Source organism: Dorea sp. D27 (assembly GCF_001185345.1).
GTDB lineage: Bacteria > Bacillota > Clostridia > Lachnospirales > Lachnospiraceae > Extibacter.
Window position 1 is genome coordinate 191,557 of sequence record NZ_KQ236744.1, and the last position, 15,609, is coordinate 207,165.

Consider the following 15,609-nt stretch of genomic DNA (forward strand, 5'->3'; position numbering starts at 1 on the left):
TCACGTTTCACTGACTTATAATACAGTTTTATTATATTTCTGATTACATGTGTTGTCAAGTCCCCCATTTCATCATTCCTTCCCTATGATTAAAAACCGGGAGGGAATACCCTCAGCGGGGCAGGGAAGCCCCCTGGAATAATTTCAAGGAGGAAATCATATGAGAATCCAACATAATATCGCGGCATTGAACTCTTACCGCAACCTGACGAACAACAACAGTGCAGTATCCAAGAACCTGGAGAAGCTGTCATCCGGCTACCGCATCAACCGTGCAGGCGACGATGCTGCCGGGCTTGCCATCTCTGAGAAGATGAGGGCGCAGATTACGGGACTTGAGACGGCACAGAAGAATGCACAGGACGGCATCTCCTTAGTACAGACGGCAGAAGGTGCTCTGACGGAAGTCCACTCCATGCTGAACCGTATGGTAGAGCTGGCCGACCAGTCTGCGAACGGTACGTATGACAATGCGACGGACCGCGCGAACCTTCAGAAGGAGATCCAGTCCCTGAAAGACGAGATTGACAGAATCTCAGAAGGAACGAACTTCAACGGCATCAACCTGCTGGACGGAAGTCTTGGCAGCGGTACGACAGGCGCTAAGATTAGCGTTGTGGCTGGAATAGGAGTAGGTAAATTAGTAAATGCGGTAGACTTCTCTGTATCCGGACTCGAAGCTGGGAAAACGGTCACGATCGCAGCGGCCGCAAAAGGTACTGCTTCTTCTATAACAGCAGATGCTTCCGGCAATATCACGATTACACTGGACGGCGACAAGGCCAAGACATATACGCAGGCAGACATTGATAAGCTGATCAGTGATGCTACGCTTCCTGCGTCCGCTTCCGGACTTAAGATTGAAATCAGCGATGACATCAAGCTTCAGGATGATGGTGCCGGAACAATTGCAGCAGCAACTACGATTGCCGATGCAAAACAGGCTACAGCAACCGGCGGCGGTGTTACGGTAACATCCGGAACAGCCGGAGTTGATAAGAGAACACTTACATTTGCCGCAGCCGGAACTATAGGAGCAACTATAAATGCTGCGAATGGCGATGTCGCATTGAATCTGGATGCATCGAAGGCATACAGTGCAAGTGAAATCAATTCAATGCTCGCAAAGGCCGGTGCGAACATGACAGTGTCTTTCGACGGAACTTTAACTGGAACCGCACTTGCCGGAAAAGGTGGCGGAACGGATACCGACGGTATATACGCACTTGGTGCAGACGGAACTGCCGGAGCCGGACTTGCTGCAGGCGGAGGACTTGAGCTGCAGATTGGTGATACAGCGGAATCCTTTAACCAGCTGACAGTTAAAGTTGGCAATATGAGCTCAGCCGCACTCGGAATTGGTGCCATCGACATCTCTACACAGTCAGGGGCAAAAGCTGCCGTAGACTTGATTAAGGACGCAATCAACCAGGTATCCTCTACACGAGGTGACCTCGGTGCCATCCAGAACCGTCTGGAGCACACGATCAACAACTTAAGTGTAACGACAGAGAACATGACGGCTGCAGAAAGCCGTATCCGCGATGTGGACATGGCAAATGAGATGATGGCTTACACGAAGAACAACATCCTCGTACAGGCTTCTCAGGCTATGCTTGCACAGGCAAACCAGATACCTCAGGGAGTTCTTCAGTTATTACAGTAATAAGTCCCCATTAAACACATATAGCCAGCCGGTGAACAAACCGGCTGGCTATATTGGTATGCCTGCAATATGGAGGGATTTCAGTTTTTGCCATGTTTTACTACCGATGTGTCCTAATGCACCTCAACATGGTCAAACGAACCGATGGCTTTGCAGACGGAGCATACATCGGGGCGATTCGGAAATACTGCACCGCAAAATACACAGCGGTAACCGTACTCCGGCGCAGAAGGCACTTCTTCAGCGGGGGCCGCGGGTTCCTGGTCCGCACTGCTTTCTGATTTCTTAGCCTCTATAAATAATTTCATAAACCGTTCTTCATGTGACTTTTCAATGGATGCCACATGTTCAAACATGACGGCAATGTCCTCAAAACCTTCTTCCCTTGCCTTTTTCGCAAACTCAGGGTACATGGAGTTCCATTCGTCATATTCCCCTTTCATGGCAATTTGTAAATTTGTAAGCACATCAACTGGCTTGCCATAAATCAGCTCGAACCAGAACCGGGCATGTGTCATCTCATTTACCGCCATGGCTTCCAGTTCCTCTGCAATATGTTCGTGACCGTCCCTGCGGGCTGCCTGGGCAAAATAAGTGTATTTGTTCCTGGCCAGAGACTCGCCAGACAATGCTGTTTTCAAGTTTTCGTAAGTCTTGGAATCTTTTAAATCCATTTTAAATCTCCTTTACAACATTCTAATAAAAAGATTTACAGCTTTCTCAAGTAATTGACTAGTATGCGGGCGATATTCTGGCAGGGAGCCTGGGTGATGACCCCGCCGATACGATATGCTACCATAGGCATACCGTATACGACACAGGACTCTCTGTCCTGGCCTATCGTATAGGCACCGGCACGGCGCATGTGCAGTAGGCCGTCCGCACCGTCCTGTCCCATGCCGGTCAGTATGATGCCGACGGCGGAACTTCCGGCTGATACGGCTGTTGAATAAAACAGAACATCGACAGACGGCCGGTGTCCGTTTACTTTTTCTGCCGGAAAACATTTTACGATGTACTGGCTGCCCACCCGTTCCACCTTCGTCTGCAGATCTCCGCCCGGAGAGATAAGAGCCAGCCCGGGTCTTAGCGTATCCCCGTTACGGGCCTCCCGGACCTCCATCTTGCAGAGCCGGTCCAGACGTTCTGCGTACATTTTCGTGAAGCCTTCCGGCATATGCTGGGTGATGATTATGCCGGGAATATCGGCAGGAAGTTCTTTTAAAATCTCTAATGTAGCTTCTGTGCCTCCGGTAGAGGCACCTATGGCAATCACCGTATTATTTGCCCGGAGGGAGAACGGCCTCTGGACGACTTCCTGCGCATGGGCGGACGTGTCTGCCGCAGGCATGCTGGCCGCGGGTGCCGGCGAAGGATGCATAGAGGTGGGCAGCCGTACTTTTGCGCGGGATGAGATAAGAATCTTGGAACAGAGGTTCTGCACAAACGACTGCACGGTATAGCTGCGGCTCATATCGGGTTTTTTGACAAAATCGACCGCTCCATTCGACAAGGCGTCAAAAACATTTACATTCAGTGATGACACGAGAATTACGGGAAGCAGGTATTTAGGCAGCAGCTCCTTCAAGAAGTCTATCCCGTTTATGCCGGGCATCTCTACGTCAAGCGTTATCACATCCGGTTTTAGCGTCGGTATTCTACCCAGCGCATCATAGGGGGTCATGGAGTAGCCCACCACTTCGATGCTGTCGTTGGCCTTTGGCAGCTCCTCGGATAGAAAACGGTCAAACACGAGAGAGTCATCGATTACGAGGACGCGTATTTTAGTATTTAGTGTCATTTTATATCCCCTTCTTAAATCTCAATAACCTGCCGCATATTATTTGCGATATGCGGCAGGTATTACATAATGATAATTGGTATTTGACTTTGGCAGGCTTTCGGAATGGCCGATAAAAAGGTAGCCGCCCGGCACGGTGGCGTTATAAAAACGCTGTACCAGGGCTTCTTTCGTTGGCTGGTCGAAGTATATCATAACATTGCGGCAGAAGATAACGTCAAAATTCAATTTAAACCGGATAGGTTCCATCAGGTTAAAACGCTGGAATATTACATTTGACTTGATGCTTTCTGCTACGGTATAGAATCCCGGGCTTTGAGATTTTCTGAAATATTTTCCTTTCCATCCTGCCGGAAGGTTGCGCAAAGATTCCTCTTCGTACTGCGCGGCGGCGGCAGTGTCGAGCACATTTTGTGAAATGTCGGTGGCTAGTACGCGCGTGTCCCACATGCCGGCCTTTGAGCCAAAATAGTCTTTTAAAATCATGGATAAGGTATAGGGCTCCTGGCCTGAAGAGCAGCCGGCGCTCCATATGCTCAGGACCCGGTTCTTTTTCGTCTGTTCAAGCCATGGAAGGACTGTGCCGCGGAAATAATCAAAATGAGCCTCTTCGCGCATAAAATACGTATAATTGGTTGTCAGCTTATTGAGCATGGTATCTATATCATCCGGGCTCTTTCGAGAGAGAATATGGTCTACGTACTCGCTGAAAGAGGTGAATCCCATAGACATGATCACGTTGGATAACCTGCCTGCAATGAGCTGCTGCTTGTGGTCCAGATTGATGCCGTAATTATTCTTCACAAAGCTTACAAGCCGCTGAAAATCACGTTCCGATAAAGTTAACATATGTAATGCACTCCTTCAAATTACGTCAGATACGCAGTACTGCGTCGCAGTCGAGCAGCAGCACTACTGTCCCGTCATCCAGCGATATCATAGCGTTAGTAAGTTCCTGACGGTTTTCAATCGGAATGGGAGATGCTCCGGCTATATCAATATCCTGAACCTGAAGAACGGAATCCACCACGATACCAATGAGCGTAGAATTGATCTCTAATATGATGATGCATGTGGTAGAAGTATATTCCCGGAACGGCTTGTTCATCCGCAGACGGATGTCCATGACCGGGAGGACCTGCCCCCTCAGGTTGATGATTCCTCTTATATAGTCAGGTACCATGGGAAGAGGACGTATCATGTAATTAGTGATAATCTCTATTACATTCTCTGTACTGACGCCGAAGATGAGTCCGTCAGACATAAAAGTGAGGAAACGTTCCGTAGTTTCAGATCCGAGGATATCTTCTGTTGTTTCGTCATGAATCATTGAGTCTGGCATATATTCTAACCTCCTTATTCCAGTTAAAACATTTCCTGTGCAGCGGTATATACGCTGGCAACATCAAGGATGATGCTGATATTGCCGTCGCCGAGGATGGTGCATCCGCTGATGCCGGAATGTTTGATGTTAAAGTTGTTCAGGTATGACGGGAGCGGCTTTACAACTACCTGCTGCTCGCCGAGAAGCTGGTCCACAAACATACAGTATGATTTATCGCTTGCTTCTACCCAGATTAATATGCCGTCTTCAATATCCGAATATCCTTCTGTCATATTGAACAGATTGTGGATACGCACGATAGGGAAGAACTCATCCATACACTTGATCATCTCGTGTCCGGCGGCATCCAGGATGATATCCTTCTGTTCTGCCTTGAAAGACTGGCGGATATTGGCAATCGGTATGGTAAATACGTTCTTTCCGATAGAGATTTCCATTCCGTCTACGATGGCAAGCGTGAGCGGAATCTTGAGCGTCGTGCAGCTCCCCTGTCCCTTTTCGCTTGTTATCGTGACAGTCCCTCCGATGGCTTCCACATTTTTCTTGACGACATCAAGCCCCACGCCACGGCCGGAATATTCCGTTACTTCCTGATTTGTAGAAAAGCCGGGGAGCATGAGGAGGGATAAGATTTCCTTACGGGAGTATTCCTCTTCCGGTTTGACAAGGATGCCGTTCCTTGCGGCCTTTGCCAGAATCGCATCGGTATCCATGCCCTGCCCGTCGTCTTCCACCGTTATGATTACTTCACTGCCCGTATGTCTGGCGGACAGCTTAATCTCACCCTGGGGTGGCTTTCCGGCAGCGATACGGTCCTGTACATCTTCTTCGATTCCATGATCCATGGCATTGCGGACGATGTGCATTATCGGGTCACCGATGCTGTCCACGATAGTCTTGTCAACCTCGGTGTCCTCGCCGACAATAGTCAGCCGGACGTCCTTATTCAGGGTCTTCTTCATATCCCGCACAATGCGGTTCATCTTCTGGAATACACCGGAGACGGACACCATACGCAGAGACATGGCAATGTCCTGCAGGTCATCGGTCAGCTTGCGCAGCTGGCGCGCCGACTTCAGAAAACTGTCGAGCTTGACATTCTGCAGTTCCGGTGAGGCAGTGACCATGGATTCCGTTATTACAATTTCCCCGACGATTGCCATCAGCTGGTCAAGTTTGCTTAAATTGACGCTGATCAGGCTCTGTTTGGCATGGCCGGCGGCAGTTGGCTGCTTGGCAGCGGGAGCTGGGGCGGCTGTGCCTTCATCGGAAGAAACCTTCTGTTCTTTCACGGGAGCTTCCTCTTTCTGGCTGCTGCAAGGACGCTCGATTACTTCATAAGAGCGGATGTTGCTCGTCGTGTTCAGTATCTTGACAGCGGATTCCGCTTCCTTATCTGACTTAAATGCGAGATAGAAGCCTTGTTCTGCTATTATCTCGCTCGTATCAGAATTGGTCTCCACATCCTCGGGAATAAAGGAAAATTCCAGACCGGCGTCCTTCAATGCCGTGATGAGCATAAAGGAGCGCAGATTCTCCATCCCGCAGTCTTCTTCAAAAAAGACGTGCACGATGAACGGAGCGTCCATATCCGGAAGATTCTGCGGGGGTTCAGCTATGCTGCCGGTCTGCGCCGTCTCGGACGGAGCTGCGGCCGCATCGTCGGAATCTTTTGCACGAAGCTCGTTTAAAAAACTATTAATCTCATTGACAAAACTGTCGATATTCATACTGAGCGGCTCGTTGTTTTCTACTTTTTCAACGTCTGCCCTCAGCCGGTCGGTTGACTTGAACATCAGATTGAACAGTTCACTTTTCTGTTCCTCTGTCAGGGAGCTTGTTCCATTTTCACGGATAAAGAAGAACAGGTCCTCGATATGGTGTGCTACCTCCATCAAAGGCTGGAATTCCAACATTGCAGAAGAGCCTTTGATCGTGTGCATGCTGCGGAAAATCTCGTTAACATCATCGGATGTGAATTCGCCTGCCTTTTCCGCGTTGATGAGCAGTTCATCCAGCTGCTCCAAAAGAGAATTGGTCTCAAACAGATAAGTCTCAAGCAGGCTGTCAGTCATATTGTCCATAATCTTTGTGCACCACCTTAATTTTTAATTTATATTTAATAACATTGCAAACCGTGAGGATGTTGTGTTAATGTACTCATATAGTTTATATATCGGCTGAAAATGTCAAAAGATAATTACAGTAGGTGAAAAAATGTCAAATATTTTAAAAGTAACGACTCCAGTGGCGGGATATGAAAATGCAAATTCCGTGAGGACAAATCCGGTCAGAAATACAGATCCGGCCATACAGGGGCAGGTCAATCCCGAGAAGGTCGTAAAGCCGGATGCACGGAGTGACTCGGCGTCCCAGGAGCAAAATGTAGGACTGAAGTTCCAGTATGAATCAAATTATGATAACTTCATACAGCAGATGCGTGAGATGCCCGCTATGGCAGAAGAATTCTCCAAAATATTTTTCGAGAGATTTTCTACATTGGCAGAGGCCGGGCTCAGTGACGGCTATGCACAGCAGATTGCGGAGTTCTTTGCCATGGTGGATGTGGATCCGCAGGAACTGCTTGCTTTCGTGAAAAGCCAGGGCAATGCGACGATCCGGTTTACCGGGGCGTTTTTCTCTCTGCTCAGGCAGGTGATGGAGCAGACGAATTCTGTAGAGCTTAAAAGCATGCTGCTTGACTTCGTAAGGCGATATACGGATATGGCAGAGAGCCCGCATATTATGCAGAGCATCGGACGTCTTATGGAATCACTGGAAGGGAAGATGTTCCAGGACGCGGGAGCACAGCTTAAGGCGATGGCAGGGGAGCTCAGCTACGATGCCGCGGCGGGAAGCGCGGAGATGGAGGAGAACGCCGCGCTTCTGAAGGAGAAGATATTGCCCTATCTCAACCGATACATATCAGGTACACATGACAGGGGGGAGCTGCGGGATATGACGGCCCGCCTGGCGGCCTGGACAGCCAGATGTGAGAACAGTTCTGCAGCCAGGCTAATGGAGGCGTTCGGTGAATTGATGAAATACCAGGGGATGCAGAAGTATTTTCAGGGGCTCGACCCCGCGATGCTGATGCAGGTGCTTGGAAATACTGAATTTGAAAAGGCCGTGCGGCAGCAGAAGTGGATGAAAAAGCTGGCCGGTCTGATAGACGCAGGTGTCGCAGGAGCTGCCGGGAATGAAAACAAAGCGGTCTTCAAGAATCTCATGCAGGCCATACTGCTGAATGAAAGTGTCTATATGCCGGTTCTGCACATGATGATACCCCTTCAGATGAATGGCCAGCTTATGTTTGCAGAGATGTGGATTGATCCTGACGCCGAAGGCGGCGGGAAGGGGGATGCAGATTCCCGGACACGGACCGTGCAGGGGCTGGTGAAGTTTGACATACAGGATGTTGGATTCTTCGACCTTTATTTTATCTATAAGGACGGGAGCATCCGTCTCCAGATGAGCTGTCCGGATGTGCTGGATGGAAATCTTGAGACGATACGCCGTGACATCACAGATATACTTGCGGACAATGACATAAGGGCCGAGGAGCTGTTTGTCGACTCGGGACAGAAATCCATACCGGTTTCAGAGGCGTTCCCCAAAATATTCGAAAGGAAGAATTCAATCAATGTCAGAATTTAATGAATTGCTTAACAAGAAGGCGGTTGCCCTGACGTATGACGAAGACAGGCAGGCGGCTCCGGTAATCGTGGCGTCGGGGATGGGATATCTAGCGGAAAAGATTGTAGAGACAGCAGAAAAGAGCGGAGTGCCGGTATATGAGGACAATTCCCTTGCAACACTTCTGACCCAGCTTGAGCTCGGGACAGAGATACCGGAAGAGCTGTATAAAGCAATTGTCGACATATATATCTATTTTCTGAATTATAAGACCAAGGAAGATGAAAAGACTGCTGAAATAACAGACGGACCGGCGGAGGAGCAGGATCCGGTGCCGGAACCGCCGGAGGAAGGACAACAGTAGTATCAGAATTTTTTACTTTTGGAATCCTGCTGGAACACAAAGCTTCTGACGGCAGCTTCCTCATAGGATGTCATATGAATAAAACGGCATCCGTAACCGAAGGCGTCTGAATCCGGCATGAAGGGCTCGGCTCCAGGTATCTGTCCCGGACTGTGGACGCGCAGCACCTCGGCGGTCAACAGCAGATTCTTCTGGCCGGCCTTGAAAGAGAACTGGAATACCTGGCCGATGGGGAGACTATTGGAGCAGATGATGAAGACACCGCCCGCACTGATATCCCGCACGGTTCCTTCCGTCCTGCAAGAGTCGTCCCCGCCGTCGGAAAAGGACAGAAGGGTGGGAATATTGACCCGGACTTTCAAGTCATTTCTACGTTGGAGGGAAGTGACTACCTCCCCGAAGGTGCAGACGGCGCTGCTGTTCCACACCCCGGGGGACACGGCGTATTCTTTGTAGCAGGAGAGCCGGCAGTAACATGATATGAGGCCTTTCTTGTTATCATAAAAGGTGGCGAGGACTTCGGAACGCAGATAATCCGCGCCCGGCTCATCAAAAGTGAAAAGTGCCGTGCCGTCTGTGATACGTGAGACGTGCGCGTCACAGAGGTAATCCTTATCTACGGTATATATGCTTGCTTTGTGGCAGTCTTTCAGAAACATGGCTACGTCCTCTCTGCTTTGACAATTTCATAAATCTGTATTAGTATAAAAATCATTATACGTACGGTTATAAAAAATAACAAGAAGATTTTTCAAATGGCAGAGGCATATAAAGAAAAGAGGAAAAAAAGATGGCATATTTTAATCCTTACAATTTGAATACGGTACTTTCTACGCTGGGAGTACAAGGCGGCCTGTATTACGGCCAGAGACGAGCAGCGGACAGCAGCGAAAGCACGGGAGTGGAATTTTCGCGGATATTGGCCGCCAGAGCGGGGAAAAGCAGTGCGAATTCTGCATTTTCCGGTATTCCGTCGTCCATGGACGCTATATTTGAAGAGGCGGCGTCTAAGTATGGAGTAGATGCGAACCTGCTGAAAGCCATCGGCAAAGCGGAGTCTGCATTTGACCCCTCGGCGGTATCCCAGGCGGGGGCAGTAGGGGTCATGCAGCTCATGCCGGCGACAGCCAGGTCGCTCGGGGTAACGGATCCGTATAACGCAAGAGAGAATATCATGGGAGGGGCTTCTTACATTGCCGGCCTATTGAAAAAATACGGAGGTGACGTAAAGCTTGCCCTTGCAGCGTACAATGCGGGAAGCGGCAATGTGGACAAATACGGCGGGATACCGCCGTTTAAAGAGACCCAGGCCTATGTCAGGAAGGTTATGGAATATGCAGGAGAAAATATAACGGTTCATGGATCCGCAGCCAGCAAGACGGGACAGGGATATGAGACGGAAGCGTCTACGCCGGCACAGATCAACACGGAATATCTGTCAAATCTAGTGGAGCTGATGCGGATACAGATGGAGATGAAATTCACGTCCGTCCTTTCTGAACCCGAAGTCTAGCAGACAGGTTGCACAAGGGAAGGACAATATGGCAGTGTAGGAAGAAACAGGCACGGGGATGTTATGAGAGATAACATCCCCGTGCCTGTTTCCGGCTCTTCTTAAGCCCATGTAAAGCTTTAATATTTGTCATTCGAGATGGACACCGGCTGTGTATAGCTCGAATAAGAGCTTTCCGCGGCGTAGGACGCCGGCCCTGACGCATTGTCTTTGCCCCGAATCTTGAATGTACTCATGAGATCTTTTAAAAGCCTTGCCTGACCGGACAGCTCTTCGCTGGCGGCAGCACTTTCCTCAGCTGTTGCGGAGTTCGTCTGAACTACGCTTGAAATCTGGTCTATACCCTGAGTTACCTGGGCAACAGAATCTGCCTGTGTTCTGGAGGCCTCAGAGATGGAATTGATCAGACTGACAACATCCTGTGCGTTTGTAACTACCTTGCTCATGGCTTCTGCAGTCGTGTTGGCGATTTGTGTGCCATTTTCTACTGCAGATATGGCATTTTCAATCAAGGCAGTCGTGTTCTGTGCTGCATCCTGGCTTTTCCCGGCAAGGTTACGGACCTCATCCGCGACTACCGCAAAGCCTTTGCCGGCCGATCCTGCGCGTGCGGCTTCAACAGCAGCATTCAGCGCAAGGATATTTGTCTGGAACGCGATATCTTCTATCGTCTTGATAATCTTTCCAATCTGACTGGAAGCTTCCCCGATAGCGGCCATGGCCTCTGTCATCTCGCCCATATGCTGGTTACTTTCGTTGATTTCAGCACCAACATGGCTGGACAGCTCATTGGCATTTTGTGCATTTTCTGCATTAGCCGTAATCTGCGTGGAGATATCGTTGATGGTTGCCGCCAGTTCCTGTACAGAACTTGCCTGTTCGGTAGCTCCCTGGGAGAGTGACTGCGCACCGCTGGATACTTGGTCGGCACCTGCATCTACCTGAACGGAAGCCTCTGTTATCTGTTCCATCGTATCGTTGAGACGGAAACAGATTCCCCGGATCGCCTCCAGAAGTGGGGCAAAATCTCCTATGTACAGATTCGTGCATGAAGAAGACACTGTAAAATCTCCGTTGCTCATACCTCCGAGAAGCTGCTCCTCATCTTTGATAATCTGGTATAGTGCAGATACGATAATCTTGGAGCACTCAACCATCTCATTGACTTCGCTTGTGCCGCTGACATCCGGCACCGGCGTGGTGAGGTCGCCCTGGGACAGCAGTTTTAGGCGTGCCGCACATTGCTGGATAGGAATGGCAATCTGTTTTCTCAGCTTTGCCGCTATTATGACGATTACGACAACGGCTGCAAGGATGATAGCTACCGCGGCTACCATTGCCGCCATTGAGGCAGCAGACAATCTGTCGATTACCTGATTGCCGTTTGTGACTTTTGACTCCATAAGTTCTTTCATATCGTTCATGACTGCATCGTATAGAGGGTCGTTTTCTGCAACTACCTTTTCGGCAAGTATGCTTATCTCATCACCCGTGGCGGAAGACGCTTCATCTGCCAGTGATAGCAGATGCTCTTTGTAAGAGTTAAAGTCTGTCTCGTAGTTTTCCGCGGCCTTTTTACCTTCCTCTGTCCGAAGGGTCGGCATGACCGGATCCATATAGCTTTCCACGGCTGCCAGAGAATCATTTAATAATGACTGCGCCTCGGAAATCTGCTGTTGGCCGCTCTGTGCGAGCATCGTATACAAAGCCTGCTGCGATTCCGCAACTTCTTTCATGGCTTCTCCGACGTCTCCCTGTGCAAACCCATAGTTTTTCATCGCTTCGGTATACTGCGAGTTCATGACTTTGGTTACGACAATCCCAAGGATGCCTGACAAACTGGCGATTATAGTGACGATAGCAAAAGCTGTCACTAGCTTCCCCCTGATTGTTTTCGTATTTTTTTGGAATGATTTTTCCAATTCTGATACACCACCTTTTCCCTTTTCTTTCGTAAATTTTACAACCATATCTTATGAAGATAAATCACTCTTACTATATATCGACATAAAGTTAGTAATTCATAAGTGCCACAGGGGCGCTTTTTATTCATAAAAATTTTATAACTTGAGTAAAATTGTACAGATTATGAGGCTAAAAAGGGGGGTGAAATTTATGGAATATATGGAAATATTTGTAGACTTTTAATTCCACAGAAAAAGTTCTGAAAATGTCGATTTATAATTCAGATACTACTTAATAAAAGCACTTATTCAAAATCATAATATCACCCATGGGATTAAAAGTCTACATTTATTGCCACATATCCCCTTTTAAAGTACAGCTGAAGCGGCTTTGCACAACAGCAGGAGGATAAGACATAGAGGCTTGACAAGCAGTGAAAATACGCTTATGGAAAGGATAAAAGAAGTATGACTATCAGTGATAACGAGATATTATCTTTGATTGTAGATGAGGGTAATGATGTCACATATTTATCTGATATAGAGAATTATAAACTGTATTTTGTGAACCGGAAGGGGCTCGAAATCTTAGGTAATCCTGGCGTGGATGAATGGTATGGAAGGCCTTGCTACGAAGTGCTGCAGAACCGGACGGGCCCGTGCCCGTTTTGTACCAACCATCTGCTTAAGGAAGGCTCTTTCTACGAATGGAGCTTTTACAACGAACACATGAAGAGGAACTTTGTGAAGAGGGGGACGATCGTAAGTTTTAACGGAAGAAAGACCCGGATGGAATTTGCCATAGATGTCACGAAGATATGCGATATGGAGAAGATGCTGAAGCAGGAGCTGGCAGTACAGAAGGTTCTCATCGACTGCGCGCTTGCCCTGAACAGGGAGAGCAAAGAAGGAGAAGAATCCATCTACGCCTTTCTGAACATCATACGGGATTACTACGATGCGGACAGAACGTACATTTATGAAATAAATGAAGAAAAACAGGTGTTCAAAAATACATATGAAGTCACACGCAAGGATATAAAGCCGCAGGCAGCCGGTCAGATGGAACTGCCGCTGTCCACGGTAGAGCGCTGGGTGGAAACGTTTAGAAAGGGCCAGATATATTACATATCATCGCTCGCGGAAGTCGAGGATAAGGAATCAGAAGAATACAGAATGCTGGCCGCGAGAAAAATCGAAAGCCTTCTGGCGGCGCCCCTCGTATTGGAAGGAGAAGTAATCGGATACCTTGGAGTTGATAACGCGAAGGAGAATCCGGACGCAGAGGTACTGCTCAGGCTGGCCCCCGAATTCGTCGTCAATGAAATTAAAAAAAGACAGATCTGGCTGGCGGCTAAGAATTCGGGATACATGGATGAGCTCACGGGACTTGGCAACCGGAAAAAATACCGGCATATGATTGAATGGCTGGAGCAGCAGTATCAAGAAGAATTCGGAATTGTTACGGCAGATATCGACAGCCTCAGGAATATCAATAATGCTTATGGATATGCGTGGGGAGACCATATGCTCAAATACGTTGCCCAGACGATGACAAAGTGTTTTGGCGATTATGTGTACCGTATAGGTGATGACGAATTTGTCGCGTTCTGCCTGGATATCGATAAGGATCATTTTGAAGAGGAAGTGAGAGAGCTGCAGAAATCTGCGAAATGGGACGAGCAGCTGCAGATTGCGATCGGTTCAAGCTGGTATGAGGGAGAGTGTGATATAGACTATCAGATAACGGTAGCCAATGAGAAGATGCACATCAATAAGCTGAAGAACTATAAAAGAGGAGGGGGACAGAAAAGCATCCAGAAGTACAGAGGGGTGCTGGCTGACAATCTACAGAGGGAGATTGAGACAGGCCGGTTTGTCGTTTATCTCCAGCCGCAGATTAATCTGAAGAACAATCAGATAGGCGGTGCGGAAGCTCTTATAAGAAGACTCGATGAGAAAGGGAACATCATTTTCCCCAATTCCTTTGTGAGCAGATACGAAGGAGACGAGATTATCAGGTATATAGACTTCTTCGTCTTAGAGAGCGTGTGCGGCATCCTGAAGAAGTGGAAGGACAGAGGCCGCCAGGACGTGGGGATTGCCGTCAATTTTTCACGTGTCACGATGATGGAAGACGAAGTGGTCGAAAAGATGAGGGCGGTGTGCAAAAGATTCGGGGTGGAGCCAGGGCAGATAACGATTGAGGTTACGGAGAGCATCGGCATGCTGGAACGGGATACGCTGAAACAACTGCTGGATGACATACAGAAGTCAGGCTTCCGCATTTCCCTTGACGACTTCGGTTCCCGCTATTCGGATCTGGCGCTGCTGTCGCTGGCGGATTTCAATGAAATCAAGCTTGACAAAAGCCTGATTGACAGGCTCGAAATCGGAGGAAAACCAAGGGTTATCGCAGAGTACGTACTTCAGATGTGTATGGAATTAAAGCTTACCCATTCTGTAGCTGAGGGGATAGAGACGGTCTCCCAGAAGGCGATATTAAAGAATTTCGGGTGTGAGCTTGGGCAGGGATATCTGTTCGACAAGGCCATTCCGGTGAGTGAATTTGAAACTAAATATCTTGGGTTTTAATTTTTTTTATCGACTGATGTCGAATTTAGTCTATTTATGGAGAGTGAGTGTATGAATGGGATAAGCAGCATGTATGGGAACACGATTGGAATGATGGAAAGGTCTCTGGACTTTCTCTGGACAAAACAGGGAGTTACCTCGAACAATATCGCTAATGTAGATACGCCCGGTTACAAATCCAAATATGTCACCTTTGAAGAGACGTTCCAGAGAAGACTTTCCGCCGCGTCCAGAACAGGGGACGGGCGTCAGATGAAGCAGGCCATAGCCGGGGCGTCGACTGTAATCCACGAAACAACAGGGGAGACGGCAAGGCTTGACGGGAATAACGTCAACGCAGATACAGAGATGGTGGAACTTACAAGGACCGCACTTCAGTACCAGTATGGGCTTAATTCTGTAAACAGCGATATTACAAGGCTTAGGACTGCAATAAAGGGCCAGTAGGAGGGAGATTATGATAGAAAGTGGATTTATTACCCCGATTCAGAGGATGGAAACGATTGGGGAGCTGAAAAAAAATCAAAGTGTGGAACAAGAAGGCGGCAGCCTGTTCTCCGATATTTTCAATAATGCGGTTCATGATGTGAAGGAGACCGAGGCGAACCTGGAACAGCAGCAGTATCTTCTGGCGACAGGGCAGATTGACGACGCCCACACTGTCCCCATTGCAGCATCGGAAGCCCAGATGGCGGTTGACATGCTCGTGCAGCTGAGAAATAAAGCATTAGAATCTTATAATGAATTGATGAGAATCAATCTATAAGAAGTATAGGAAAAGGACA

The 15,609-nt window shown here is 48.4% G+C and carries 14 protein-coding genes; 7 read left to right on the forward strand and 7 right to left on the reverse strand.

All coding sequences use genetic code 11. The features are described 5' to 3' along the window. Positions 1 to 160: 160 nt before the first annotated feature. Positions 161 to 1,666 carry a flagellin N-terminal helical domain-containing protein gene (locus HMPREF0980_RS07395; protein ID WP_049728515.1) on the forward strand — a complete coding sequence of 502 codons (1,506 nt, stop codon included), beginning with the start codon at positions 161 to 163 and terminating at the stop codon, positions 1,664 to 1,666. Positions 1,667 to 1,779: 113 nt separating this feature from the next. Here the strand turns inward: HMPREF0980_RS07395 and HMPREF0980_RS07400 are convergent, their stop codons facing one another. From HMPREF0980_RS07400 to HMPREF0980_RS07420, 5 genes are read right to left on the reverse strand one after another with little or no spacing between them, the layout of a single operon-like run. Next, positions 1,780 to 2,340 (reverse strand): rubrerythrin family protein, encoded by a 561-nt coding sequence (locus HMPREF0980_RS07400; RefSeq protein ID WP_049728516.1) that lies wholly within the window; start codon positions 2,338 to 2,340, stop codon positions 1,780 to 1,782. A gap of 35 nt (positions 2,341 to 2,375) precedes the next feature. Beyond that, entirely contained in the window at positions 2,376 to 3,467 is a 1,092-nt protein-coding gene (locus HMPREF0980_RS07405) for a protein-glutamate methylesterase/protein-glutamine glutaminase (RefSeq protein ID WP_049728517.1), read from the reverse strand. 39 nt (positions 3,468 to 3,506) lie between these two features. After that, entirely contained in the window at positions 3,507 to 4,316 is an 810-nt protein-coding gene (locus HMPREF0980_RS07410; protein ID WP_049728518.1) for a CheR family methyltransferase, read from the reverse strand. 25 nt (positions 4,317 to 4,341) lie between these two features. Beyond that, entirely contained in the window at positions 4,342 to 4,809 is a 468-nt protein-coding gene (locus HMPREF0980_RS07415; RefSeq protein ID WP_242847360.1) for a chemotaxis protein CheW, read from the reverse strand. Between the two features lie 23 nt (positions 4,810 to 4,832). Continuing rightward, positions 4,833 to 6,896, reverse strand: a complete 2,064-nt coding sequence (locus tag HMPREF0980_RS07420) for a chemotaxis protein CheA (RefSeq protein WP_049728519.1) — start codon at positions 6,894 to 6,896, stop codon at positions 4,833 to 4,835. A 133-nt stretch (positions 6,897 to 7,029) separates the two neighbouring features. Here HMPREF0980_RS07420 and HMPREF0980_RS07425 point away from each other — a divergent pair, with 133 nt between their 5' ends. Then, positions 7,030 to 8,469, forward strand: a complete 1,440-nt coding sequence (locus HMPREF0980_RS07425; RefSeq protein ID WP_049728520.1) for a hypothetical protein — start codon at positions 7,030 to 7,032, stop codon at positions 8,467 to 8,469. After that, positions 8,456 to 8,812 carry an EscU/YscU/HrcU family type III secretion system export apparatus switch protein gene (locus HMPREF0980_RS07430; RefSeq protein WP_049728521.1) on the forward strand — a complete coding sequence of 119 codons (357 nt, stop codon included), beginning with the start codon at positions 8,456 to 8,458 and terminating at the stop codon, positions 8,810 to 8,812. Before HMPREF0980_RS07425 ends, HMPREF0980_RS07430 begins: the two co-directional genes overlap by 14 nt. Positions 8,813 to 8,814: 2 nt before the next feature. Here the strand turns inward: HMPREF0980_RS07430 and HMPREF0980_RS07435 are convergent, their stop codons facing one another. After that, entirely contained in the window at positions 8,815 to 9,471 is a 657-nt protein-coding gene (locus tag HMPREF0980_RS07435) for a PilZ domain-containing protein (protein WP_049728522.1), read from the reverse strand. A gap of 131 nt (positions 9,472 to 9,602) precedes the next feature. On the opposite strand from HMPREF0980_RS07435, the gene HMPREF0980_RS19660 reads away from it, so the two are divergent. Further along, positions 9,603 to 10,325, forward strand: a complete 723-nt coding sequence (locus HMPREF0980_RS19660; protein ID WP_049728523.1) for a lytic transglycosylase domain-containing protein — start codon at positions 9,603 to 9,605, stop codon at positions 10,323 to 10,325. Between the two features lie 119 nt (positions 10,326 to 10,444). Here HMPREF0980_RS19660 and HMPREF0980_RS07445 read toward each other — a convergent pair whose 3' ends face one another. Beyond that, the gene (locus HMPREF0980_RS07445) at positions 10,445 to 12,295 is read right to left on the reverse strand and encodes a methyl-accepting chemotaxis protein (protein WP_049728524.1); all 1,851 of its coding nucleotides are present in this window, start codon (positions 12,293 to 12,295) and stop codon (positions 10,445 to 10,447) included. A 402-nt stretch (positions 12,296 to 12,697) separates the two neighbouring features. Between HMPREF0980_RS07445 and HMPREF0980_RS07450 the strand changes: the two genes are divergently transcribed. The 3 genes from HMPREF0980_RS07450 to fliE are packed head-to-tail and all read left to right on the forward strand — an operon-like array spanning position 12,698 to position 15,590. Beyond that, positions 12,698 to 14,824, forward strand: coding sequence for a GGDEF domain-containing protein (locus HMPREF0980_RS07450; protein ID WP_049728525.1), 2,127 nt, complete (start codon positions 12,698 to 12,700; stop codon positions 14,822 to 14,824). 51 nt (positions 14,825 to 14,875) lie between these two features. Further along, positions 14,876 to 15,271: a flagellar basal body rod protein FlgB gene (gene flgB, locus HMPREF0980_RS07455; RefSeq protein ID WP_242847362.1), complete on the forward strand. Its 396-nt coding sequence runs from the start codon at positions 14,876 to 14,878 to the stop codon at positions 15,269 to 15,271. Positions 15,272 to 15,281: 10 nt separating this feature from the next. Then, a complete protein-coding gene (gene fliE, locus HMPREF0980_RS07460) occupies positions 15,282 to 15,590 on the forward strand; it encodes a flagellar hook-basal body complex protein FliE (protein ID WP_049728526.1) in 309 nt (102 codons plus the stop codon). Positions 15,591 to 15,609: the final 19 nt, after the last annotated feature.